This window comes from Bartonella sp. CL70QHWL (assembly GCF_042194855.1).
Classification (GTDB): Bacteria; Pseudomonadota; Alphaproteobacteria; order Rhizobiales; family Rhizobiaceae; genus Bartonella.
This window is the reverse complement of the sequence record NZ_JBHINJ010000013.1, coordinates 36,180-60,555: the sequence shown is the minus strand read 5'-3', so window position 1 is coordinate 60,555 and position 24,376 is coordinate 36,180. Positions and strand designations below refer to the sequence as shown.

19 protein-coding genes, 1 tRNA gene and 2 pseudogenes are annotated in these 24,376 nt (G+C 35.6%); 14 read left to right on the top strand and 8 right to left on the bottom strand.

The window, feature by feature from the left end:
* From ACFIJZ_RS07020 to ACFIJZ_RS06985, 8 genes and pseudogenes are all read left to right on the top strand, one after another.
* Positions 1-189: pseudogene (locus ACFIJZ_RS07020) on the top strand (hypothetical protein); the annotation flags it as partial.
* A gap of 124 nt (positions 190-313) precedes the next feature.
* Positions 314-1,108 (top strand): ERF family protein, encoded by a 795-nt coding sequence (locus ACFIJZ_RS07015; RefSeq protein ID WP_375631402.1) that lies wholly within the window; start codon positions 314-316, stop codon positions 1,106-1,108.
* Position 1,109: 1 nt separating this feature from the next.
* On the top strand, positions 1,110-1,733 hold the full coding sequence (locus tag ACFIJZ_RS07010) for a lambda exonuclease family protein (RefSeq protein ID WP_375631401.1): 624 nt from the start codon (positions 1,110-1,112) through the stop codon (positions 1,731-1,733).
* Between the two features lie 109 nt (positions 1,734-1,842).
* Positions 1,843-2,691: a hypothetical protein gene (locus tag ACFIJZ_RS07005; protein ID WP_375631400.1), complete on the top strand. Its 849-nt coding sequence runs from the start codon at positions 1,843-1,845 to the stop codon at positions 2,689-2,691.
* Positions 2,688-3,230 carry a hypothetical protein gene (locus ACFIJZ_RS07000; protein WP_375631399.1) on the top strand — a complete coding sequence of 181 codons (543 nt, stop codon included), beginning with the start codon at positions 2,688-2,690 and terminating at the stop codon, positions 3,228-3,230. The genes ACFIJZ_RS07005 and ACFIJZ_RS07000 overlap by 4 nt, the downstream gene beginning before the upstream one ends.
* Positions 3,227-3,682, top strand: coding sequence for a hypothetical protein (locus tag ACFIJZ_RS06995; protein ID WP_375631398.1), 456 nt, complete (start codon positions 3,227-3,229; stop codon positions 3,680-3,682). The genes ACFIJZ_RS07000 and ACFIJZ_RS06995 overlap by 4 nt, the downstream gene beginning before the upstream one ends.
* A gap of 75 nt (positions 3,683-3,757) precedes the next feature.
* Positions 3,758-4,006, top strand: coding sequence for a hypothetical protein (locus tag ACFIJZ_RS06990; protein ID WP_375631397.1), 249 nt, complete (start codon positions 3,758-3,760; stop codon positions 4,004-4,006).
* A 2-nt stretch (positions 4,007-4,008) separates the two neighbouring features.
* Positions 4,009-5,049: a tyrosine-type recombinase/integrase gene (locus ACFIJZ_RS06985; protein ID WP_375631396.1), complete on the top strand. Its 1,041-nt coding sequence runs from the start codon at positions 4,009-4,011 to the stop codon at positions 5,047-5,049.
* 82 nt (positions 5,050-5,131) lie between these two features.
* Here the strand turns inward: ACFIJZ_RS06985 and ACFIJZ_RS06980 are convergent.
* Positions 5,132-5,206: transfer RNA gene (locus ACFIJZ_RS06980), tRNA-Gln, on the bottom strand.
* An 872-nt stretch (positions 5,207-6,078) separates the two neighbouring features.
* On the opposite strand from ACFIJZ_RS06980, the gene ACFIJZ_RS06975 reads away from it, so the two are divergent.
* Entirely contained in the window at positions 6,079-6,681 is a 603-nt protein-coding gene (locus ACFIJZ_RS06975) for a superoxide dismutase (RefSeq protein ID WP_375631395.1), read from the top strand.
* Positions 6,682-6,763: 82 nt separating this feature from the next.
* Here the strand turns inward: ACFIJZ_RS06975 and ACFIJZ_RS06970 are convergent, their stop codons facing one another.
* Positions 6,764-8,857: a S9 family peptidase gene (locus ACFIJZ_RS06970; protein ID WP_375631394.1), complete on the bottom strand. Its 2,094-nt coding sequence runs from the start codon at positions 8,855-8,857 to the stop codon at positions 6,764-6,766.
* An 854-nt stretch (positions 8,858-9,711) separates the two neighbouring features.
* On the opposite strand from ACFIJZ_RS06970, the gene ACFIJZ_RS06965 reads away from it, so the two are divergent.
* Positions 9,712-10,149 carry a MucR family transcriptional regulator gene (locus ACFIJZ_RS06965; protein ID WP_012754848.1) on the top strand — a complete coding sequence of 146 codons (438 nt, stop codon included), beginning with the start codon at positions 9,712-9,714 and terminating at the stop codon, positions 10,147-10,149.
* A gap of 98 nt (positions 10,150-10,247) precedes the next feature.
* Here ACFIJZ_RS06965 and ACFIJZ_RS06960 read toward each other — a convergent pair whose 3' ends face one another.
* Both ACFIJZ_RS06960 and ACFIJZ_RS06955 read right to left on the bottom strand, forming a co-directional pair.
* Positions 10,248-10,658 carry a SufE family protein gene (locus tag ACFIJZ_RS06960; RefSeq protein ID WP_273791566.1) on the bottom strand — a complete coding sequence of 137 codons (411 nt, stop codon included), beginning with the start codon at positions 10,656-10,658 and terminating at the stop codon, positions 10,248-10,250.
* A gap of 108 nt (positions 10,659-10,766) precedes the next feature.
* Positions 10,767-11,142: pseudogene (locus tag ACFIJZ_RS06955) on the bottom strand (DUF5330 domain-containing protein).
* A gap of 1,038 nt (positions 11,143-12,180) precedes the next feature.
* Between ACFIJZ_RS06955 and ACFIJZ_RS06950 the strand changes: the two are divergent.
* A complete protein-coding gene (locus ACFIJZ_RS06950) occupies positions 12,181-13,014 on the top strand; it encodes a peptidoglycan-binding domain-containing protein (protein ID WP_375631393.1) in 834 nt (277 codons plus the stop codon).
* 1,740 nt (positions 13,015-14,754) lie between these two features.
* On the opposite strand, the gene ppdK is transcribed toward ACFIJZ_RS06950, so the two are convergent.
* The 3 genes from ppdK to ACFIJZ_RS06935 all read right to left on the bottom strand — a co-directional run bounded on the left by ppdK (position 14,755) and on the right by ACFIJZ_RS06935 (position 18,841).
* Positions 14,755-17,421 (bottom strand): pyruvate, phosphate dikinase, encoded by a 2,667-nt coding sequence (gene ppdK / locus ACFIJZ_RS06945; RefSeq protein ID WP_375631392.1) that lies wholly within the window; start codon positions 17,419-17,421, stop codon positions 14,755-14,757.
* Between the two features lie 177 nt (positions 17,422-17,598).
* Positions 17,599-18,258 (bottom strand): DsbA family protein, encoded by a 660-nt coding sequence (locus ACFIJZ_RS06940; RefSeq protein WP_273791562.1) that lies wholly within the window; start codon positions 18,256-18,258, stop codon positions 17,599-17,601.
* Between the two features lie 82 nt (positions 18,259-18,340).
* On the bottom strand, positions 18,341-18,841 hold the full coding sequence (locus ACFIJZ_RS06935; protein WP_273791561.1) for a DUF721 domain-containing protein: 501 nt from the start codon (positions 18,839-18,841) through the stop codon (positions 18,341-18,343).
* A 203-nt stretch (positions 18,842-19,044) separates the two neighbouring features.
* On the opposite strand from ACFIJZ_RS06935, the gene mutY reads away from it, so the two are divergent.
* Positions 19,045-20,103, top strand: coding sequence for an A/G-specific adenine glycosylase (gene mutY / locus ACFIJZ_RS06930; protein ID WP_273791560.1), 1,059 nt, complete (start codon positions 19,045-19,047; stop codon positions 20,101-20,103).
* A 756-nt stretch (positions 20,104-20,859) separates the two neighbouring features.
* On the opposite strand, the gene ACFIJZ_RS06925 is transcribed toward mutY, so the two are convergent.
* Entirely contained in the window at positions 20,860-21,948 is a 1,089-nt protein-coding gene (locus ACFIJZ_RS06925; protein WP_375613050.1) for a site-specific DNA-methyltransferase, read from the bottom strand.
* Positions 21,949-22,320: 372 nt separating this feature from the next.
* Here ACFIJZ_RS06925 and ACFIJZ_RS06920 point away from each other — a divergent pair, with 372 nt between their 5' ends.
* On the top strand, positions 22,321-23,016 hold the full coding sequence (locus ACFIJZ_RS06920) for an HAD family hydrolase (protein ID WP_375631391.1): 696 nt from the start codon (positions 22,321-22,323) through the stop codon (positions 23,014-23,016).
* Positions 23,017-23,895: 879 nt separating this feature from the next.
* The gene (locus ACFIJZ_RS06915; RefSeq protein WP_273791557.1) at positions 23,896-24,129 is read left to right on the top strand and encodes a hypothetical protein; all 234 of its coding nucleotides are present in this window, start codon (positions 23,896-23,898) and stop codon (positions 24,127-24,129) included.
* Positions 24,130-24,376: the final 247 nt, after the last annotated feature.

The following is a 24,376-nucleotide window of genomic DNA, read 5'->3' as shown; positions in this document are numbered from 1 at the left end:
TCTGATAATGTTCAAGTTTTTGGTAATGCAGAAGTTTACGAGGGTATACATTTTTATGGATATATAGAAGTTTACGGTGATGTACGTGTTTTTGGTAACTGCGATGCTATATACATTACCAATGATGCAGGTGCTTATGGGTATGTTGATAATACTGACCTCACCTCAACTAGAGAACAAACCAGATGAAAAAATACGAACGACTAATCTTATAGTATCTCTATAAGCCGTTTCTAACACCGAAAAACCAACTTTTAAACACCAGCGTGATTCACGCCACGGGGGAATTGCGCTCAAATAGGAGGAAATCAAGATGAGTAAACAAAACACTAACCTAACAGAAATTGAAGAAACGCATCACTTAGCGGTTAAACAAACTGCTATGGAACGTATTTTAAACAGAGCCTTAGAAAATGACGTCGATATGGACCGTCTCGAGCGTCTCATTGCCTTACGAGAAAAAGAAATAGAACGACAAAACTACGAAAGATTTGCCAGTGATCTTTCGAATATGCAAATAGAATATCAAAAAATACAAAAAAACTCTACAAACACCCATACAAACAGCCAATATGCAACCCTTGACCAGTACATTGATGCTGTAAAAAACACTCTTGCAAAACACCGATTTGCTTTGTTTTCTCGTATCAAAGAACAGAGTTCAGACAATATAATTATAGAAATGACTTTGACGCATCCGTCTGGAAATAAAATCTCAACAGAAGGAAAGTTTCCTTATGACACTAAAGGATGCAAGTCAAATATACAATCGGTTGGTTCTGCAATCACATACGCACGCAGATATCTGTTAGGTATGCTTCTTAATGTCGTGAGTGAAGATGATGATACGGATGGGAACACACCTATTAAAAAGGCTTTTCCACAACAGATCAATGAAATCAGAAGACTTGTCGTACAAACCCAAACAGAAGAAGAAAAAATACTTGCTTATGTCAACGTCAAAAAGCTCGACGATATGTCTGAAGGACAAGCACAAACGGTATTACATCTTTTGAAAGATAAACAAAACAGGCAAAAGGCAGAAACAGATTCTACTATACAAGATGCCGATATAGCAACGCCACACGAACAGAGAACGGCGGTGTGAGATGGAACAAAGAACAGCAGAATGGTTTCAAGCGCGCTTGGGTAAAGTCACTGCTTCAAACGTTTACAACGTACTCAGTAAGACAGCAAAAGGTTTGCCTACAAGCAAATATGAAGATTACAAAACGAAACTCATGACAGAACGCTTAATAGGGGAAATAAGCCAATCTTATACAACACCTGCTATGCAATGGGGCATTGAACATGAAGAGAATGCCTTGAGAGAATATGAATTCATTTATGACACAGAAGTCACAAGATGCGGGTTTATCCCACACCCAAAAATGAAAATGGCGGGGGCAAGTCCTGATGGGTTCATTGGAGAGGACGGTTTAATCGAAGTCAAATGTCCACAATCAACAACTCATCTTCGTTTTTTTATGTATGACGAAATCAAGCCTGAATATCATGCACAAATGCAATTCCAAATGGCTTGTACAGGACGAAAGTGGTGTGATTTCATGAGCTATAATCCAAACTTTGTAGGCAAATCTACTGGTTTGAGAATGAAAGTCAAACGCGTCCTCCGTGATGAGAAACACATTGAAGAGATTAATAAAGCGGTCGAAATCTTTTTAGGGGAAATAGAACAAGAGATGCAAAAGATTTTGGCAAAAGCTGCTTAAACATATGGGGGTGCTCTCTCCTCCCAGCACCCCCACCCTTTCCTAACACTTTCAACACATGCGTGCTTCACGCTACGGGTGGATTGTACGCAAATCAAGGAAATAAACCATGGAAAATAAATATGAACTTACTGATGAAACAATTGAGATTGAAGGTAAAACTCTCCACCGCATTCGTGCATTGAGAGACTTTGGTGGTATTAAAGCAGACGACCTAGGCGGTCTTATAGAGCATGAAGGCAACTTATCCCATGAGGGCAATTGTTGGATTTGGTATAAGGCTTGTGTTTTTGGAGATGCACGTGTTTATGGCAATGCACTTGTTTTCGATGAAGCAAAAGTTTCCGATAATGCACATGTTTACGAGAGCGCACACGTTTTCGATGAAGCGCGCGTTTACGGTCGTGCAGAAATTTATGGAGAAGCAAAAGTTTACGGTGAGGCATGCGTTTACGGCAGGGCAGAGGTTTACGATTGTGCACGCGTTTTTGATGAAGCACGTGTTTACGGTAAGGCAGAGGTTTACGGTTGTGCACGCATTTACGATGAAGCATGCGTTTCCCATAATGCAGAAATTTACGGTTATGCATACGTTTCCGATAAGGCAGAAGTTTATGGCAATGCAAAAATTAAAGACGGACATGTAGGCGATAGTGCAAGGATTTATGGTGATGCTAAAATTTATGACAATGCACGTGTTTACGGTGAGGCATGCGTTTCCCATAATGCAGAGGTTTATGGTTATGCCAAGGTTTTTGGTGATGCCTTGGTTTTTGGCAATGCACATGTTCATGGGCGTGCAAAAGTTTACGATGATGCACGCATTTACGATGAAGCACGTGTTTACGATAAGGCAGAAATTTACGGAGAAGCAAAAGTTTACGGTGATGCAGAAGTTTACCGTAGCGCACACGTTGATGACTATAACGCCATATCAACTGGAGAAAAGACCAGATGAAAAAATATGAACTGACTGATGAAACAATCGAAGTTGGGCGCAAAACGCTCCGCCGCATTCGTGCATTGAGAGATTTTGGGGACGTCAAGCAAGGTGATCTTGGCGGCTATATCGAGAAAGAAGACAATCTAAGTCATGATGGCAATTGCTGGATTGGGGGTTATGCTTGTGTTTATGATGATGCTAAGGTTTACGAAAATGCACATGTTTACGGTTATGCACATGTTCACGACAATTCTCGTATTTATGGTAAAGCAGAAGTTTTCGATGAACCATGCATTTACGGTCATGCAGAAGTTTACGGTGATGCATATATTTGCGGTGAATCTAGCGTTTTTGATAATGCAGAAGTTTATGGCAATGCACAAGTTTACGAAGAGCCACACATTTACGATAGGGCGCGTGTTTACGGCAATGCGCAAGTTTACGGTGATGCGCATATTTATGGTCATGCAAAAATTTACGGTGAAGCATGTGTATGTTGGGACGACTGGATTGATGACGATAGAAGAATCTCAACTAGAGAAAAAACCAGATGAGAAAATACGAACTTACTGATGAAACAATTGAGTTTGAGGGATACATTACGCTTTACCGCATCCGTGCATTGAAAGACTTTGGAGATGTAAAGGCAGGTGATCTTGGCGGCTTTATAGAGCATGAAGACAATTTAAGTCATGAAAACGATTGTTGGATTTATAATGATGCCAAGGCGTATTTGTTTGCCAATATTTACGATAGCGCTAAGGTTTTTGATAACGCACAAGTTGCTTATAGTGCAGAGATTTTTGGAAATGCAAAAATTTATAATAACGTCAAAATATATAGAGGTCATATTTTTGGAAGCGTAGAAATTTATGGAAATGTGGTTATCGATAGTGATTCAAGAATTTATGGCGATACAAAAATTTATGATAATTCAGAAGCTTGTAAACGAACTATGACCGCCCAGAACGGCGACTCTTCAGCAAAAGACGACATTCCTTTCTAGCAACACAAACAAAATTTTAACACCAGCGTGATTCACGCCACGAGTGAATTACATCTAAAATGAAGGGGAATAAACATGCCACACCGCCCACCTACTATCACGCAACCAGCTATTGCTCGTGCTTTAAGAGAAGCTAAAAAACAAGGATGTGAACTCATAGAAATCAAACCTACAGGGGAATTATTAATTCATATCAATAAAACCATAACACCAACAACGACAGATAATACTTATAGCATTGACGATTTTCCACCACTTGAAAATGAACAAGAAGACTACGAGACCAGCAAAACTTGTCGTTCTGTCGACGGTATAAAGTTTTAGCCATGCCAAAACGCCGTCCGCCGCATCTTGTTCGTGAACGTACACGCCATGGTAAAGTTATATGGTATGTACGTATTGGTCATGGACCACGGTTTCGGATTGAAGGAACCTATGGAACGCAAGAGTTTGTTGACAATTATACGCTGGCTATTAAACAAGCGCAAAATGGCTCCTCCAAGAAAATAAAACAAACCAGACTCACAGAAGGGTCTTTCGATTGGTTGTTGCATCAGTATTTACAAAGCATGCAATGGCATAATCAATCAGAATCTACTAAAAAAGTTAAATATCGAATTCTGAATAATGTTTCTAAACATATCGGTGATCGTGCATATAAAAGCATAAACAAACAACACATTCTTGACGCAGTAGAAAGAAGACGAGAGACTCCCGCAGCGGCAAGACATTTTTTAACGGCTTTAAATGGTCTTTTTAATTGGGCGGTTGATAATGATCTTTTGAATAGAAATCCTGCTTTTAATATAAAGCCGCCAAAATCCTTTAACGCAGAAGGGTTCATACCATGGTTAGAAGAAGATATTGACAAATATTATCACCGTTGGTCACATGGTACACATGAACGCGTCTGGATTGATGTTCTTCTTTATACAGGCTTGCGTCGTGGTGATGCCGTTCGTATCGGCTGGAAAGATATCACAACAGATAATATTATTCATTTAAAAACAGAAAAGAGCCAATTTAAAACAGATGTTTTTCTCCCGATTTTGCCAGAACTCGCAGAAACACTTAAAATTGGACCTATTGGAGATGAAACATTTATTTGCGGTAAAGAAGGTAAAAAACTGACCAAAGAAAGTTTTGGTAATCTGTTTCGTAAAGCTTGTAATGCAGCAGGTATTAAAAAATCAGCGCATGGATTGCGAAAATTAGCAGCAACACGTGCAGCCAATGCTGGTGCGACAGTTTCGCAAATGAAAGCGCTTTTTGGCTGGACAGAAGATAACATGGCATCCCTTTATACCAAAACAGCCGATAGAAAACGACTTGCAATAGAAGCAATCAAAAAACTTCAAAAAAGTTAGGGATAGGTAGAAAATAAGTTAAAAGAATCAACGGAATCAAAATTCCCGAACTTTTATATAACCTATTGATTTAATTAAATATTGGCTGGGGTACCTGGATTCGAACCAGGGAATGCCGGTACCAAAAACCGGTGCCTTACCGCTTGGCTATACCCCAAAAAAAAACGCTTTATAGCGACTCCTGCACCTTATAGCGATTCCTGTGATTGGACGCAATATCTGAAAATAAAAGACTTTACTTTTTTATCATAAAATTTCTGAGTCTTGTATGGCATTGCCATCGATACAAATTCGTAGCAGAAACTGATATACAGTTGTGATTTTAACATAAGAAGGAACCATTTATCCATCAATTATTTTGCTCTTTGTATTGATTTTCTAGGAACAGAAAATGAAAATCTTGCAGTTTACTCATGTATCTAATAAATTTGCATATGATTTACTTTTCTTGATATATTAAAATCCCATCTTGCTCAATTAAAAAAAACTGTCACCACATTGGCAACCGGTAAGTGTATGATAGTGCTGCAGTGCTCTTGCATTAAGCATAAAGATGGTAATGTCCACTAATTTTTACATTATATTATTCATGGGTAGCACCATAAAATAAAATCAAGCACATTGAAAAATATTTCCTAAAAAATAACACTTATTATTCTGTTGAAAACATTATGATACACCCATAAACTGGAAGAGTTTTGCAAAAATTAAAAACATTTTATATGGTATTTGAAAAAATAGAGATACAAAAACAAGGAATAATAGCTATTTCCATTTACTTTTTATTCAAAAGATAATGATATTTATTACCCACTCATAGATGTAAAAAATCTTCAGAAGCAATCTTTATGTAGACCAATACCCTTTTTGATTGATGAATATACATTTCCTAAAAGCTTCTTTTACAAAAAGAGAGACATTAAAACTATTTCATACAAACTAGGTATTCAACATTTGCTTTTAAATGCGGTAAATGGCAAATTAGGCTTATGAAATAAGCTTAACAATTAGAATCGAGGAGATTTTTAAATGGCTTTTGAATTGCCCCCGTTGCCTTATGATTACGATGCCCTTTCGCCTTATATGTCACGCGAAACGCTTGAATATCATCATGATAAGCATCACCTCGCTTATCTTACCAACACCAATAATTTTGTGAAAGAGTTAGGCTTAGAAAATGAAAGCCTTGAAGATATTGTTAAAAAAAGTTTTGGAAAAAATATTGGTTTGTTTAATAATGCAGCGCAGTATTACAATCATAACCACTTTTGGCTTTGGATGAAAAAAAATGGTGGTGGCCAAAAACTTCCTGAAAAGTTAGCAAAAGCTATTGACGCTGATCTAGGTGGTTACGACAAATTCCGCGCTGATTTTATTGCTACTGCTAGTGCCCAATTTGGTTCTGGATGGGCGTGGGTTGCTGTTAAAAATGGCAAGCTTGAAATTATGAAAACGCCTAATGGTGAAAATCCCTTAGTGCACAATGCTCGACCTATTTTGGGTGTCGATGTGTGGGAACATTCCTATTACATTGATTATCGCAATACTCGACCGAAGTACCTCGAAGCCTTTGTAGACCATTTAATTAATTGGGACTATGTTTTGAAACTTTATGAAGAATGTGAATTTTAAACTGTCTCAATAATTTTTTAGTGTATGAAAGTCCCTATAATCCAATAAATTATCGGAGACTTTCATACAGAGGTATTATGGATTAGCAAAAGTCTTTTCCTGCTATCTTTAGAATATATGCATAGATATAGGCAACTTCTTCTAGCTTTGAAAAACGTCCAGCTGCACCAGCGTGCCCTGAATCCATATTAATACGTAATAAAATTGCATTATCGTCTGTTTTTAGGTCTCGTAATTTTGCCACCCATTTTGCAGGCTCCCAGTAAGTTACACGAGGATCTGTTAATCCTGCCATCACAAGTATAGGGGGATAGTTTTGAGCTTTGACATTATCGTAAGGAGAATAGGAAGCAATAAGCTTATAATCTTCTTCTGATTCAAGAGGATTCCCCCATTCGGCCCATTCTGGAGGAGTGAGTGGCAATGAAGCATCTAACATTGTCGCTAAGACATCAACAAAAGGCACATTTGCTACGATCCCAGCAAAATCCTGTGGAGCTATATTGGCAATGGCTCCCATCAACATCCCCCCTGCTGAACCACCATGAGCAATCAGCCGGTCGTGAGAAGTGAATTTATTGTTTACAAGGTAACGCCCACAAGCAATAAAATCTGTAAATGTATTGTACTTAAAGAGATGTTTTCCTTTCTCATACCATTCTACTCCCTTTTCTTTTCCTCCGCGAATATGAGCAATAGCGTAAATAAAACCTCTGTTTACTAGAGAAAGTACATTACTATTGAAACTGGCAGGTATAGAGATCCCATAAGCACCATAACCGTAAAGCAGACAAGGCGCACCACCATCAAGGGGAGTATTTTTGTGATAAAAAAGTGAAATAGGAATCTTCTCACCATCGTCTGCTATTGCTGTAATACGTCGTGTTACATATGCATCTTTATTATGCCCAGAGGGAATTATTTGCGTTTTTAAAAGCATTCGTTTACAATTTTTCATCTCATAATCAAACACTTGATCAGGTGTTGTCATAGACGAATAGGAAAAACGAATAGTTGGACTGTTATATTCTGCAACTCCTTGCAGACCTAAAGAATAAGCCTCTTCAGTAAAAGCAATGGAATTAACTTGTTTAGTGGTACGTTCCATTACTTTTATACGTGGAAGCCCCTCAAAACGTTCGATCCAGACAAGAAAATCTTGATAAGCATCATGGGATAATATTAGGCACCCAAGCTGATGTGGGACAAACTCAGACCAATTTTCTGATTGTGGAGATGTATATGGCGCTACCATAATTTTGAAATCTTTTGCATTATCTAAATTGGTCAGAATATAAAAGACATCACCACCTTCTGTAAGTGAATATTCAATACCTTTTTGTCGTTTCCGTACACATTGGGGAATAGTAAAAGGCGCCTCAGCAGGAATTAACCAGATCTCGGATGTTTCATGATCATGAATATTAATATAAATAACATCATTAAGCTTAGAACCGCTTACATCTAAGAAAAAACCTGGATTGTCTTCACGAAAAATAAGCTTATCTTGTGATTGATCTGTGTTTAATTGGTGATAATAGAGCTCTGAAGGTCGGTGGTTTTTATCAATCTTAGTATAGAAAAAACCTTCAGATCTAGCATCCCATACAATTTGACCAGATGTATCAGTAATTGTGTCCATACAGTCAGACAATGTCTCAAAATTACGAATTTTAGCTGTATAGAATTCTGATCCTTTGTCATCATAGGTCCATACCACATGTGTATGGTCAGGAGATTCTTGAACTGAACCAAATTTGAAATATTCTTTGCCTTCTGCCAAGACATCACCATTAAGGTACACGTTTTTTTCTCCGCCATTCCTTGGTGTCCGAAAATAATGTGGTTGTTGGCCTCCGGTAACATAAGAGAATCCGTAAGCAAAAGGACCATGTTTTATAGGAACAGAACTATCATTCTCTTGGATCCTGTTTTTCATTTCGGTAAAAAGCAAATCTCGTAGTGGTTTTGTATCAGCCATTTGAGCTGATTGATAAGCATTTTCTTTTTCAAGATAATGTCGAATATTGAGATCAAGACAGTTAGGATTTTTAAAAACATCTTGCCAGTTAGACGCACGTAGCCAATGATAGGGATCATCACGAAAAATACCATGATATATTTCCTTATGAGTGATTCTAGATGCTTTGGGAGGAATGGCAAAAGTGCGAGTCATACACAATCCTATATTAAAATATGTTAACAGCTTCATTTATATGTTAGAATCACAATTATTGATGCAAGTGTACAAATCTATAAGTTCTATTCACTTGCAAAAATAGTGCCATGATAATTTTTAAAACTAATACCTTTCTGTTTATTACATATCACAGCTATTGTTTTCTAGGGATATAATACCACTTTTACAATGAAAGTGACTGGTAAAACAATTAAACTATGAGAAAAAGAATTGATTTTTTTTGAAACAGTATAATCGCATAATTTTATAGAAATGAATAAATATATCAGAAATATTATTGTTACTTTATAAAAAATAAAAATATTCTATGTCGTTTTAATGAATAGTTTTATATTATAAACAATGCTATTGTGTCATGTTTGTAATATATATTGTTTTTTATTATTAAATTTAATAAATATAAATAATAAAAATAAATTTGAAATTTATTAAAAATAAACTTACTAAATTATAAGTATTCAAAACAAAAAATAATAATTTATATATTATATTTTTATAATTAGTAATTTTATTTTTACGTTCTCAAAAAAATAAATAAATTTCATCCTATATCTTTTTATATTTGTGATGTATTATATATTATGTATGATATGTTATAGGCTAAAAATATATTTTAGCATGTAATAATTTCGTTTTTCTTATTGTATATTATGACAAAAAATGGGTATTTATTTGATTTTTTTGTGTTTTGGCAATTTTATAGAATAATTGAATTGACAAAAAAGATTTTTGTACAATATGAAACTCATGTGCATGAGATCTTTATATCATGAGTATATGCACTATATCTCGATTTTGAATTACTCAATTTTAAATTAAAGGAAACAAGAATGGAACATCGTGCAGTCTTAGAGACTGAAAGCAATTTAGTTATTACATTGGTTGCTGATATTGTTGCTGCCTACGTGAGTAATAATTCTATTCGACCGACTGAAGTGCCAAGTTTAATTGCTGATGTCCATGCTGCTTTTCGTAAAGCAGGGAATCTAGAGTTAACAGAAGTCGAAGTTGAAAAACAAAGGCCTGCCGTTAATCCAAAACGTTCAGTATTTCCTGATTATCTCATTTGCCTTGAAGATGGAAAGAAGTTTAAATCTCTAAAGCGTCATCTCATGACGCATTATGGAATGTTACCAGAGGAATATCGTGAAAAATGGCAGTTAGATAGTTCTTATCCTATGGTGGCGCCTAATTATGCAAAAACACGATCGGCTTTGGCCAAAGAAATGGGTCTTGGACGCAAAAGCAAACGGAAAAAAACTAAATAATCTTATTTTGCGAAAAAATGGTTTCGTGTATAAAGTTGATTTTAGTATACATGTGTTGTGTGAAGCTTTTGTATATATAGCAATTTCTATCAAGGGGATTACGTATAGCTTTCGTTACGAATCCGTTTAATCATTGATTTCAAACCATTTGATCGTTGTGGTGTAAGATTTTCATTTAAACCAAGTTTTTCAAAGAGCTCTTGAGCATCAGAATTGCGAATTTCAGAAGCTTTTTTGCCTGAATAAAAAGCAAGAAGTATATAAATGAGTCCACGCACAATATGAGCATCGGAATCACCTTGAAACGTCAATATTGGATCTTCTGAGTTATTACGTGAAGATAAAAGCCACACTTGGCTAACACAACCAGGAACTTTGTGAGCATCATTTCGAGCGCTTTCCGGAAAAGGTGGCAATTCATAGCCAAGCTCGATGACATAACGATAACGATCTTCCCAATTATCCAAAAGCGAAAAGTTCTCTATAATAGTACCGATTTTTTCCGCCATTATTTTAGTCCTGTTTCGTTTGAATAATCATTCTTGAATACACTTATAAAAAATAAATATTTATTCTTCCTAACATAAATAACACGAAGAACGTTAAAAATCCTTATTTCAAGATAACATTTCATGGTTTTGTAAGAACTCTTGTATTTCTATTTTGTAAGAAACATTAGGGGAAGTCTCTGATATTATTTTTGTTCCCTAATATGTTCCCTAAATATTCATAAGCAGCTCTTGCACCGTAATATGCGCGTTCGCCAAGTGAACTTAAAAAAGATTTTCCTACTTTACAGGTTTTTATATTACGGTCACAAAATGCGCCTAAATCATTTAAGGCTTCCTTAAAAGCAATAATCACATCGCTCGTTGTTGTCTCATTATTTTTGGGGCTAGAAGAATGATTACTGCTTGGATCTGCTACAAAAAATGAAATAATGACAAAAATAAAAAATAATAATAATAATAATTTGATTAAAAAACGTATCATGGATAATCAATGTAGCGCAGTGGTAAATACAATAAAAGAAGCATTTTATATACTGTTGCTTTATAAACAATTTATAAAATGTGCTTTTTATAAAATTGAGTATTCATGTATTGGGTCTATATCATTGGCTTTTTTATAAATATGGCACAATTCCGCCGTATAAAATAGGATACATTGTCTATTCAGTAAAAAATTAACATCAAAATTATACACTTACAGGCTGATCATGTTAATGAACATACTATGGTAAAAAATGAGAGATATAATTATGTCGTGTACATACTTATTTTAGATAATAGCTCACCATCTTAGCTTAGTTGAAAAAGCTAAAAAGAGTAAAATTCTGTTATTCTGACTCTAGTGTCGATAAAATATTTATATTATCTATAAAATTTTTACTAGCACATCATAAACATGATCAACATGTCGATCAAAATATTAAACAATAGATGCATCTCTTACAACTCCATCTAAAGATCTCAAGACCAGTTTTTCTATAACATTGTAAATCAATTTAATTGATACGAAGTTATTTACACTAAAATATAATTATATTAAGAGATAATTATATTTTACCAAACCGTTTATGGATAAGTAACCATCTATATGTAAATTATAAAGAATAGATAATGATTGTCATCTGTTTAGTGTTATAGGCAAATATTTTCAATTTTATTTTAAATAATAGGCAAACATATGCCCCAAAATGAAGAATAACGTGGCATTATTGTTTAGATAATTATATGTGATAATGCAGTTTGCAAACACCAAAATGATCTTGAATGCTAATCATTTGGTGCTCTCTTTATACACATTAAAGACTTGTCAAAATGAAATGAATAAAAGTTGCCAAGAACTCTTGTTGATTTATCAACTTATAAATTGATATAATGAAGCTGCTCATTTTAGGAGTTTGAAAGGAAAAATCAATAATGTCAATGCACTTCTCTCTGGCTGGAAGTAAGAACTGATTCATATTCGTTTCCTAATTTATATTTGTTTCTTTGTAAAAAATAAACGCAACTGAAAATAAAAGTAATGGCAACAAAACGAAAGACATACCGAAAAAAAACTGTAAAACACCGTAAATACTATAGTAGTATTGTTATAACACTTCTTCTTATAATTTTTCATTTTATTTTTTGGAGTGCAAAAACTCTTTATTTCTATACGCGAAAAAATACTTTATTTTTTGTTGGATCTCTTCTTTTTAGCATTAGTTTTTTATTTATTTCATTTAATGCTTTATTTTCGCAAATGACAACGCATCAAAATATTTTAACTCAAATGAAATTTTCCTCTGTTCAAAGTATAGGTAAGAGCTCTACTTTATCGGAAAAAGAAGAAAAATCACAAGAACTCTCCCGTGTAACTTCTGTACATTCTCAAAATCATAACCACACAAATTTATCTTTATCCTCTCAATCAGCAAGCATGCTGGAAAAGCAAAAAGAACTAGCAAAATTAGGCCTTTATGATGGACCCTTAGATGGATTGGAAGGACCTAAAACACGCCGAGCCATCACTTTATGGAAACAGCAAACTGCTCAGAGAATGCAAAAGAATGTTCTATCTAATCCCGCAACAGATGAAATCGCGATATTAATTAAGCAAAGCGAAATAGAAACAAACAATACAAAAAATATGACACACTTAAAAGAAGCTATTTTAGAGCCTTCTGTTGAAGATATTATACAAGTGCAAAAAGCTTTACATATTTTTGGGAATGAAGAGGTTATTGTCACAGGAATAGAAGATCAAAAGACGATAGAAGCTTTAAAACAGTTTCAAAAAATATTTGATCTTCCTGTAACAGGTAAAATTAATCACACAATTTTAATGAAAATGCGTGAAATTGGTTTATTTAATTGAAGCTAATCATCTACATTATAAAAATAATCTCTTAATTTATAATGATAATTCATCTTTCGTTTGTTTAATGCTCCCCTCAAACATTCCTTCATCTCAAGCCCTCTTATATTCAATCAATCAGAATGGTTTTCTTACACATTACATATTGAGCCGTATAATTTGCTGCAAGAAAACCACAACCGATTGCAGAAAAAAGAAATATTGCAAAATAGAAAACGCGCTTGTTCTAGCATTTTTATTGCTTCTGATGATAAAAGGACACAAAATTTTTGTAGTATCACGTAAACCTTTCATATTATCGAACCACGAATTGTCCATATATTATCGTCAATTTGATCTTTATAAATATGATGCAAAGAATTTATGCAAACACCTGTAAGGATAAGTAGACGTAAAGCTAGTTGTGTTATGGTTGTTGTTTTGCAAAGTATCTGAAAAAAACAGCACTTCTCTCCAATCTATTGCTGGAAAATTATGTGTTTTATGACATTGTTTTCCTAAGATAGCGTGTGTGTTTAATATTGCCTATAAATCAACATCTAAATTTAACGCAGCAGTATATTTGAAACAAATGTTAAGACAGTTTAGTACTTTTCTCAGCTGTTATAGCTTTTGTATGCCAAATGGAGGCAAGAATATTGCGCATCTCTGTTTGTATAATCTCTTAAAACAGGGAGACAGCCTAATTTGGGAAGAATATGAAATTTTAAGGTAAAAACCAGTTTTCATCTTTGCCATTTCCTTTTAATTCAGCTTTACGCCTTTCAAAGACATCTAAAGCAATATCTTTAAAATAATGGAGATTACCTATTGCCTCATGCTTTTATTTATCACATGTCTTTTTGAACTCACTCCCCCCTCACGCAAAACAAAATGTCCCAAACGAAATACACTTGGATTGCCATTCACGGGCTTTCTTAAAAAAACATCTCTTAAAGCACCCAAGACCATTTCACAACAACGCCCGTGAATAATAGCAGCCCCTACTGCGCGCGCGCTATTATTTTTACACTTGTGAAAAAGCAAGCCAGCACCATTACACACTGTACCTACCTTCAATTTGTGACAACTCTTGACACTTGAGACGATTCATAAGAGGCATATCCTTGCTTTATTTTTTTATCCACAGACGCTCATCCCGCCTATAACATGCAAAAAACATGGTTTTGATTGATTCATTATAAAAGAAGTTGAAATGAGAAGATCTTATGATATTTACAGCTTTTGTTCAATATAAGAAATAAAAAAATATCATTATAAATCAACATATTGTATAACTTTGATATTCCTTCATAAAGGTAAAGATGGTAGCGTATAGTGGAGTTTATAAACTTACGGGGAGTTTACATAATCCCCATTCCACGAATGTCAATGTGAAATGGACATCCACTGAGAGATGTCTATCTCAAACAGCATGATGTGCAAAAAAATACATTTGTTTGGAGCATTCTATTTTGCGTGAGGAGCTCATTCCCCCATAAAAAAGCAAACGCGTAAATTGACTGCACAATAACACGTTTCTCTCTATCAAGAGGTTCTTCAATAGAAAGTGTATTAATAATACATCTTTGTCTATCCTGCTTTATATTTTTTCTTATAAACTTCTAAAAAAAGCACTTTCTCGCGTAACATAACTTATCGTGCATTTTAGAAGCATTTTTATTCCCTTTATTAAAGAAAATAAAAGAATATATAAAAATTTATTTCAGTAATAACGATACAACAAAAAATATTAACCCATTACATCCTTTTTGCTATTGCGGCCTGAGCTGCTGCTAAACGAGCAATTGGTACTCGAAAAGGAGAACACGAAACATAATCTAGGTTATTTTCTTCGCATAAAGTAATAGAAGCAGGATCGCCTCCATGTTCACCGCAAATTCCCAATTTTATTTTTGCACGCTTTGAACGTCCACGCTGTGCAGCAATGGTAATAAGTTCCCCTACTCCATCACGGTCAATAGACACGAAAGGATCTTGCTCTAAAAGACCTTTTTGAAAATAGGTTGCTAAAAAAGGAGCAGCATCATCACGGGAAATCCCAAAAGTAGTTTGTGTCAAATCGTTTGTTCCAAATGAAAAAAATTCAGCAGTTTCAGCAATTTCATCTGCTCGAAGCGCCGCCCTTGGAAGTTCAATCATCGTTCCAACCATATATTGAATAGTGCTTCCCTTTTCTTTCATCACTTCTTCAGCAACCTGATCAATACGCGCTTTTACAAAATCGAGTTCAGATTTAAGCGCAACCAGTGGCACCATAATTTCAAGCATAACAGGAGATCCAGATTTTTGGGCAGCTTCTGCTGCTGCTTCAAAAATCGCCCGCGCTTGCATTTCTGCAATTTCAGGATAAGTAATAGCTAAACGGCATCCTCGTAATCCAAGCATAGGATTAAATTCGTGCAACTGCTGAGCGCGTTCAGCAAGAACTTCAGCAGAAACCCCCATAGCTGTTGCAACATCAAGAATTTCTGCTTTCGTTTTAGGCAAAAATTCATGTAATGGTGGATCTAGCAAGCGGATAGTAACAGGTAAACCACACATAATTTCAAATAATTCACTAAAATCTGAACGCTGCATTGGCAAAAGCTTATCTAGTGCTTTACGACGACCACTTTCATCATGACTTAAAATCATTTCACGCATAGCAACGATACGTTCATCAGAAAAAAACATGTGCTCCGTACGGCAAAGACCTATACCTTCAGCCCCAAAAGATCGCCCCATACGGGCATCAGATGGTGTATCAGCATTAGCGCGAACTCTTATACGTCGCATCCCATCAGCCCATTCCATTAATTTTGCAAAGTCTCCGCAAAGCTGAGGCTGCAACATTGCAACTTTCCCTTTGAAAATTTCTCCACTTCCACCATCAATTGTGATAACATCACCTTTTTTTAAGCTTTCTCCTGAGGCAAACAACGTATTTGTGTTATAATCAATCCGCACACTGCCAGCACCAGAAATACATGGTTTTCCCATCCCCCGCGCAACAACAGCAGCGTGACTTGTCATACCGCCACGCGTTGTTAAAATTCCTTCTGCAGCATGCATACCATGAATATCTTCTGGGCTTGTTTCTACACGGACCAAAATAACTTTGCGACCTTCCGCCGACACAGTTTCTGCCTCTTCTGAAGTAAAAACAATTTCACCAGTTGCGGCTCCAGGAGAAGCAGGTAAACCACGTCCTATAACAAAACGTTCTGCTTTAGGATCAAGTGTTGGATGCAAAAGTTGGTCCAGCGACTTTGCATCAATACGCATCACAGCCTCTTCACGGTTTATTAACCCCTCCTCAACCATTTCAATTGCCATCTTGAGAGCCGCACGAGCCGTGCGTTTTCCTGAACGAGTCTGAAGCATCCATAATTTACCTTTTTCAATGGTAAATTCGAGATCTTGCATATCCCGATAATGCTGCTCAAGCTTCTGCGCAATCTGACATAATTTCAAAAAAGCCTCAGGCATAATTTTTTCTAACGACGGTCTATTTGAACCAGCAACAATACGCGCACTTTCTGTAATATTTTGAGGCGTTCGAATGCCCGCCACAACATCTTCCCCTTGCGCATTAACTAAAAATTCACCATAAAGTTCTTTTTTCCCTGTCGATGGATTGCGTGTAAAAGCAACACCTGTTGCCGAATCTTCTCCCATGTTACCAAAAACCATAGCTTGCACATTAACTGCCGTTCCCCAACTTTCAGGAATGCTATGTAAACGGCGATAAGTAACTGCGCGTGCCGTCATCCAACTTGAAAAAACGGCTCCAATTGCCCCCCATAACTGTTGTTCAGGATCTTGTGGAAAAGGGGTTCCTAATTTTTCTTCAACATAGGCTTTATAAGAAATAATAACATTCTTCCAATCATCTGCTGTCATTTCTGTATCAATAGTGTAACCATTGCATGCCTTTGCTTCATCAAGAATCTCTTCAAAATACGAATGGTCTAGCCCCAAAACAACGTTAGAATACATTTGGATAAAACGCCGATAACTATCATAAGCAAAACGTTCATTATTGGCTTGTAAAGCAATGGCTTTTACAGTCTCATCATTCATGCCAAGGTTAAGCACTGTATCCATCATCCCTGGCATAGAAGCCCTAGCCCCTGAACGAACAGACAGCAAAAGTGGCTTTTGCTCACTCCCAAATTCACGTCCTGTTTGTTCACCAACACGTCTTAGTGCTTGCTTAACAGATTCCTGTAGCTCTTCTGGATATGATTTGTCATGGGCGTAATAAAAATTACAAACTTCTGTTGTCAGCGTAAATCCTGGCGGTACGGGCAAACCAAGATTACTCATTTCTGCCAAATTAGCCCCTTTACCTCCGAGAAGGTTACGCTCACTTGCACTTCCTTCTGCCTTTCCATCTCCAAAACTATAAACCCATTTTTTCACTGTACAAATCCTCCCATATCAGCATCAAAACATCATTCAACCGAGGCTCATTTAAAAGCAATGATTTGATTCAAAATTGGCTCAAAAACAATATCGCTTCATAAATGCATAATATTAATCCTTCCAAAGGAGATAATGGCCAAAAGTATCACTATCCATCTTCTGGAAGATTAAGATTCAGTTTTTAAGAAAACTATCAATCACCGAAAAAAATTCTTCTACTTTCATGGCACCTTCATATTTACTACCATTAATAAAGAAAGTAGGTGTTGCTGTGACACCAAGCTCTTTACCGCGTTCAAAAGATGCATTTACTTCATCTAAAATGGACTGATTTTTCAAACAAGCAGTAAAACTTTCATCTGTAAAACCAGCCATTAAGCCAATTTTTTTCAATGGTGTTAGAGCATTTTTTCCGAAAGCCCATTCATTTTGTTTTTGAAATAAAACTTCTATCAAAGGAAAATAGCGATCTTCTGGTGCACACCGTGCCAACATAAAACCTGCTGTTGCCCGAGGATCAAAAGCATATTCTCGGAAAATAAGTTTTACTTTTCCTGTTTTGATATATTTTTTACGAATTTGGGGAAGTATATCATTATAAAAATGCGCACAATGGGTACATGTCAACGAAGCATACTCAACAATGACGACTGGTGCATCCGCCTCTCCCTCAAAGCGATCCTTTACTTTACCCGATTGGAGAAGCTCTGCCATATCAACAGTTGTTGCCACTGGTTTGGGATCACGCGCTAAAGCAACTGTTACACTGTTTTGTACAATCGTTATGAAGAGAAAAATTATCCCGAAAGATAAAAAAGAACGATATTTTACCATAAATAATACTTTTCTGTTGTTATTAACAAATAGGAATCCAATGCTTTCTCATATATTAAAGAAAAATATATAAAATATCTTTCTATTTATTATTTTTTTCCAAGAAAATGCAACAGCCAAGTTTATAAAGTGCTTGGTGCAAGCTTTTATCTTCAATTCCTTCAAGCATTTTTTCCACGCATTTTTTGTCTTGTTCACTCAAAGGCGGTTTTAGAGGCAAGTGATTCATAAAAACCGACATACTCCTTTGCTCAATCTTGATGCGATCAATAGCAATATAGCCAAAAAATCCGTTAATTCTATGAAGTAATTCCTCTGTTTCATGCATCAATTTTAACGCAGCAAATCCTTCACATGCGACAACAAGTGTTGCTGGCTGAAAAACTTCATCTTGATCTGCACGACGTTTCCAAATAATTTTAAGCGGCATTGTATGTTCACTGATATCATAGCCCGCAATCTGTGGCCAATGTTCTATAAGCGCTACATTAAGCCCTGTCCGTTTGCGTAAAACTGGATCAAGTATTTTGTATACCGTCTCAGAAAGAGAATAAAAGATACGTTTTTTAAGTTGTTTTCTCATTTTTAGATCATTGTTCAACCGCTTACTAAATTAAAATCATTTGTTTCATCTAAAAATTGTTGCCTCCTCAATTTATGAAATATCAACAAAATAAAAAGCCTTTTCTCACCAGAGCCTTGACAATAAAAGAGCAAAAAACATGAATTACAAAATAAATAATTTTTTCTTTTGCATTTTATATCTCCCTATGCTTGAAAGCAATCATGTATGAAATTTCTTCGCACCTCCTTGCTTGGTACGATCAAAATCACAGACATCTTCCATGGCGGATTACCCCTGAAAAGCAAAAACAAGGTATCCGTCCTGATCCTTATCAAGTTTGGCTTTCTGAAATCATGCTTCAACAAACAACCGTTGAAACAGTTAAGCCTTATTTTAAAAAATTTCTAAAACTATGGCCTGATCTTTTCTCTTTAGCAAAAGCCTCACAAGATGATATCATGAAAGCATGGGCTGGACTTGGTTATTATTCACGCGCACGTAATCTTAAAAAATGTGCGCGACAGCTTGTTGAAAACTACGCGGGACAATTTCCACAATCTGTAAAAGAATTGCGAACTCTAGCCGGTATTGGAGATTATACTGCCGCAGCCATTGCTGCGATTGCTTTTAACCACCCTGTAGCAGTGGTTGATGGTAATGTCGAACGTGTGGTAGCGCGACTTTTTGCTATCACTTCAATATTGCAAAAAGCAAAAGTTGAAATTAAAGAAAAAACACAAAAAATTACTGCTTTAAATCGTCCTGGTGACTTTGCTCAAGCAATGATGGATTTGGGAGCAACAATTTGTACTCCACGCAAACCATCTTGTTATACCTGCCCTCTTCAATGTTTATGCAAAGCAGAAAAGATGCAACAACCGGAGTCTTTTCCAGTTAAAGCCCCTAAAAAAGAACGCCCTTCAAAAACAGGTATTGCTTTTGTGGTCCTTAATAAAAAGAGACAAATTTATTTGGAAAAACGACAGACGCAAAAGCTCCTTGGTGGAATGACCCAAATTCCTAACAATATTGGCATAAACAACGAAAATGGGCTCCAAAACGCACCCTTTACTGCCAATTGGCAATTCAAGGGACAAATTACGCATGTTTTTACTCACTTTTCTCTAAAACTCGATGTTTACTATACCGAAGATGTTCATGAAATGAATTGTGAAAATGGTTGGTGGTGTAACATTCAACATCTTACCGAAGAAGCATTACCTACTGTTATGAAAAAAGCCATTTCCGTAGCACTTCCCAATTCTTTCAGATTTAAATAACCTTCCCTATTCATAAAAATGTTTTCTAACAGAGACTTTTGTATCTCTAGCAATTATTTATTAATCTGCAAAAGAAAAATTAAAAAAATGAAATAACCAATTTTTTCTACAGATAAGAATTAAGGAGGAATAGAAAAGCTTAGAAATCTTAAATTTAAATTTCAGGTTCTATCCTTTTTTCGCTTATGAAGGAGTAAGTCGGCTCCATCGTTATATTTACCAGCCCCCTCAACATCCCTTGGTACGTGAAACGGTTCATAAGAGGTATTTTTAGTTCTTTCGTTAACAATTTTTATTCACACGCCAACCCCGTTTATGACATGCAAGCAAGTAATTTTCATCGATTCAATATGGAACAAGTTTGAAATGAAAAAACTTGACGATATTCCGAGGGCAATTCAATATGAGTTGCGTTAAATTATCTTTATAAATAAATACATTTTACGCACTTTACAGATGTACGTATTCAAAAAAGCACTTAATTTGGAACTTCTGAATGAACCTTTTAATTCTGATATTTCATTTTTATAAGCTTATATTGAAATTTTACTGTCTTGGAACTAAAACTAGAACATAGAGTGAAAATTTCTCATTTTAATTTCTTCTACAAGAAGCATAAAAATACTCGCTTGCCGCTTACAAGCGAGATTAGTGTGTCAATAAAAAACATCTAAGAAAGGCATAAAACGCCCTCACGTCCATCTTAATCAAGATCAGGTACATTGGTGGTCAATAGAATGAAGCGATCAGCTTAGTTCATAAAACACCCGTTTTTAACATTTGTGAACGTATGATCATTCTTAAATGATCTATGGACTTCAACCGTCCATTTTCCTCATAATACCAAAAGGTCCAACCATTACAACTCTGCGAATCTTGAGCCTTTCTTCCCATTGCGTGAATTGAACCCGCTTCACCACCATGCATAATCGTACCATCAGCTCTTACAATAGCAGATACTTGCTTCTTACGATCATAAAGAACTTCTCCAGGATAGAGTAAACCTGCTTCAAGCAAACTGTTGAATGCTACGCGCGGTTCTGCTTTTTTTCTATCCAAAATCGCTAGTTCTGGTTGCGCTAAAGGTTGAACCGCCGCAATTCTCTCACATGCTGCATCGATGTAATCTTGCTCGCGTTCAATCCCAACAAAATCACGCCCTAAAAGCTTGGCAACAGCACCTGTTGTTCCCGAACCAAAAAACGGATCGAGAATAACATCACCAGGTTTACTAGAAGCCATAATAATACGCGCTAATAACGCTTGCGGTTTTTGTGTTGGATGCAATTTACGCCCTGAATCATCCTTTAAACGTTCAGCTCCAGTGCAGAGAGGGAAAAGCCAATCTGAACGCATTTGTAGATCTTCATTTGCCGCTTTTAAGGCATCATAATTAAATGTGTACTTTTTATCTTTTTGATCTCGCACGGCCCAAATAAGCGTCTCATGAGCATTTTGAAAACGGCGCCCTCGAAAATTAGGCATCGGATTATTCTTGCGCCAAATAATATCATTAAGCATCCAAAAACCTAAATCTTGTAATGCCGTCCCAACCCGAAAAATATTATGGTAAGATCCGATAACCCAAAGTGTTCCGTTGGGTTTTAATACACGACGACAAGCAAGCAACCATGCACGGGTAAAAGCATCATAAGCAGCAAAACTCTCAAACTGATCCCATGCATCATCAACCGCATCAACAAGCGAATGATCTGGACGGTATAAAGCTCCATCCAATTGCAAATTATAGGGTGGATCTGCAAAAATCATATCAACAGAATGTTTTGGAAGTTTTTCTAGAACGGAAACACAATCTCCTTTAAAAATTTTATTGCGCCATGGCATTTGTGAGGGGATACGAAGGAAATCTTTTTGAAGCTGAATAACTGTCATGAAAAACCCAACAAAATTAACTAAATTTGCCCTATAATCAACTAAAATAGTTTATAGGCCCGCATTACCAATCCATATTTACAAAATAGCGTAAACGTATCGTTAAAATTCTACAAAATTGATAATTGTTTTTGTTTTTTTAGTAAAAAAAAACTTTCACATGAATGAAACCTTAATTTTCTTTTTTTCAATGTACTGTTCCCATATCTTTTATTTCGTAAAAGAATTAAGAATCATTTTCAAAACTTATTTTTATGAAATAAGATCCTCTCAATATCGTTTTCATGAAAGTTGTCCATCTCGTAACATGTAAAGGAATATCTTATGCCTCAGATAGATCTTATTATTTTTGATTGTGACGGAGTTCTCGTTGACTCTGAATATCTTGCAGCAAAAATTGGATCACAATTGCTCAAACAAACAGGATATGAAATATCACCCGAAGAATTGAGTGAGCGTTTTGCAGGGCTTATCTTTCGCGATATTCTTAAACACGTTGAACAGGAAACAGAAAAACCAATTTCTGCTCATCTCATAGACCAAATGACTAATATTTTTCGTACACAAATAAAAACTAAATTACGGGCTATTGATGATGTAAGAGAAGCTGTAGAAATTATTCAAACACGCTATCCCTACTGTATCTGCTCTAATGCAAAAAGCGTAGATATAAAAGAGATGCTCACCACGGTTGATCTCTATGACCTTTTTGAAGGTAAAATATTTTCAGCACCTGAAGTTGGAACAAAAAGAACGAAACCGGCCCCTGATGTTTTCCTTTTTGCCGCACAACAATTACAGGCAGAGCCCCAAAACACTATCGTTATAGAAGATTCACTTCATGGTGTACACGCAGCCATAGCAGCAGGCATGCGTGTCATCGGCTTTACGGGAGGATCACATAGCTATCATGGCCACTCTAATGCACTTGCAGAAGCTGGTGCAGAAACAGTTATCGCAAAACATGCTCATTTAGGAGAAGTTTTAGAAGCAATGGCAATATGGCGCGATCTATTATAAAAAAAATCTCTTGAATATATTAGTTTGTAAACTCTTGTAAGAAGAATTTTTACTCAAATGTCCTTCTCTTCTCGTTGCTCCTTTTATAATAACTTCAATAAATGCGTAATTCACGACACGGGTGAATTGCATCTCAATGTGAAGGAAAAATATAGCGCCTCATTGAAATCATAAGTCTGTTAACCATTGCACGTGCTTTTAAAAAAGCAAAAAACAGGGGTGCCAACTCATAAAAATTAAACCCTGCTTATCTATCTCAACTCCGATATCCCACTCCCAACCTCAGCAGCTCATCCTGATAAATTATTATATTTGTCAAAAAAGGAATATTACGATGCCTTGCTCGATAAGATGTGAGAATTGCTAGCCTCTTTCATCTGATCAAAAAAATCACATACTATGGTAAAATTGTAAGGGATGTGCCTATTGATCATGAAAAAAAATATTAAAATTCGCGGAATCTATGGAACACAAGAGTTTATTGAAAATGACAAAAGCGTCCTTGTTGAGTTACACGGGCTTATATTTACTCAATCCAAATCTCGTAAACTTGTTGAAGGCTTATTTACTTTGCTGCTCAAACAGTATTTTAACAGCATCAATTAGTACAACCTCCCTAAGATTACAAAAAACAAAAAGAATACATTTTTATGAAAAATGTGCCTTTTATAAAAAACATTTCATACCAAGTAATTTACAGACAACATGTTGATTTATAATCAATAATTAATCATTATTCAAATTAAGCCAAAAAACCGAATATTGTAAGATCCTCTCATTTAAAATCTGGATATGCTGAATTAAAGAAATAAAAATGCCTTTTAATGAATTATCTCAAAAGGCAAAAATTAGTAGCAACATTAGGAGCGAGCAAAGTGTATGGCACTACCATCTTTCTTCTTTATAAACGTCAAAAATTCTGATGTCCTAAGAATTTTATATTATGGGACTTTATCATCATATATAGCGTTGCAAAATAGGCTTGAGTACCTTGAGAACGGTTTCTTTAAAAAAGCACTTAAATATGAAACATACAATCATGTTAAACAACGTACAGAGATACCAGTAGTTGCTCAAAATTTTCCAAAAGCACTTAATAGACTTTTTAAATAAGCAATGAAATCAGATCTTTTCAAAAGTAATCCAACTTTAGGAAAAACACCCTTTCTAAAAATAAAAGCGGCTTTTCAGTTTGGAAAGAAGAACATGTCGAAAAATATTATCCAATGCTGATCTTTCGGCACTCATAAATATGTCTGAATTGACATTCTTCTATACACTTTACATCATAGTAATACGCCGCTCACATTGGCGAGAAAAAGATAATATCATTTATCTCTATCCAATTCGAGCTCTACTT

Coding starts and splice junctions, on each gene's coding strand:
- ACFIJZ_RS06925 (WP_375613050.1), bottom strand. CDS start 21,948: ATGCCATGGCGCAATAAAATTTTTAAAGGAGATTGTGTTTCCGTTCTA.
- ACFIJZ_RS06940 (WP_273791562.1), bottom strand. CDS start 18,258: ATGGTAAAATATCGTTCTTTTTTATCTTTCGGGATAATTTTTCTCTTC.
- ACFIJZ_RS06920 (WP_375631391.1), top strand. CDS start 22,321: ATGCCTCAGATAGATCTTATTATTTTTGATTGTGACGGAGTTCTCGTT.
- ACFIJZ_RS06965 (WP_012754848.1), top strand. CDS start 9,712: ATGGAACATCGTGCAGTCTTAGAGACTGAAAGCAATTTAGTTATTACA.
- ACFIJZ_RS07005 (WP_375631400.1), top strand. CDS start 1,843: ATGGAAAATAAATATGAACTTACTGATGAAACAATTGAGATTGAAGGT.
- ACFIJZ_RS06985 (WP_375631396.1), top strand. CDS start 4,009: ATGCCAAAACGCCGTCCGCCGCATCTTGTTCGTGAACGTACACGCCAT.
- ACFIJZ_RS06995 (WP_375631398.1), top strand. CDS start 3,227: ATGAGAAAATACGAACTTACTGATGAAACAATTGAGTTTGAGGGATAC.
- mutY (WP_273791560.1), top strand. CDS start 19,045: ATGTATGAAATTTCTTCGCACCTCCTTGCTTGGTACGATCAAAATCAC.
- ACFIJZ_RS07010 (WP_375631401.1), top strand. CDS start 1,110: ATGGAACAAAGAACAGCAGAATGGTTTCAAGCGCGCTTGGGTAAAGTC.
- ACFIJZ_RS07000 (WP_375631399.1), top strand. CDS start 2,688: ATGAAAAAATATGAACTGACTGATGAAACAATCGAAGTTGGGCGCAAA.
- ACFIJZ_RS06950 (WP_375631393.1), top strand. CDS start 12,181: ATGGCAACAAAACGAAAGACATACCGAAAAAAAACTGTAAAACACCGT.
- ACFIJZ_RS07015 (WP_375631402.1), top strand. CDS start 314: ATGAGTAAACAAAACACTAACCTAACAGAAATTGAAGAAACGCATCAC.
- ACFIJZ_RS06990 (WP_375631397.1), top strand. CDS start 3,758: ATGCCACACCGCCCACCTACTATCACGCAACCAGCTATTGCTCGTGCT.
- ACFIJZ_RS06915 (WP_273791557.1), top strand. CDS start 23,896: ATGGCACTACCATCTTTCTTCTTTATAAACGTCAAAAATTCTGATGTC.
- ACFIJZ_RS06975 (WP_375631395.1), top strand. CDS start 6,079: ATGGCTTTTGAATTGCCCCCGTTGCCTTATGATTACGATGCCCTTTCG.
- ACFIJZ_RS06935 (WP_273791561.1), bottom strand. CDS start 18,841: ATGAGAAAACAACTTAAAAAACGTATCTTTTATTCTCTTTCTGAGACG.
- ACFIJZ_RS06960 (WP_273791566.1), bottom strand. CDS start 10,658: ATGGCGGAAAAAATCGGTACTATTATAGAGAACTTTTCGCTTTTGGAT.
- ACFIJZ_RS06970 (WP_375631394.1), bottom strand. CDS start 8,857: ATGACTCGCACTTTTGCCATTCCTCCCAAAGCATCTAGAATCACTCAT.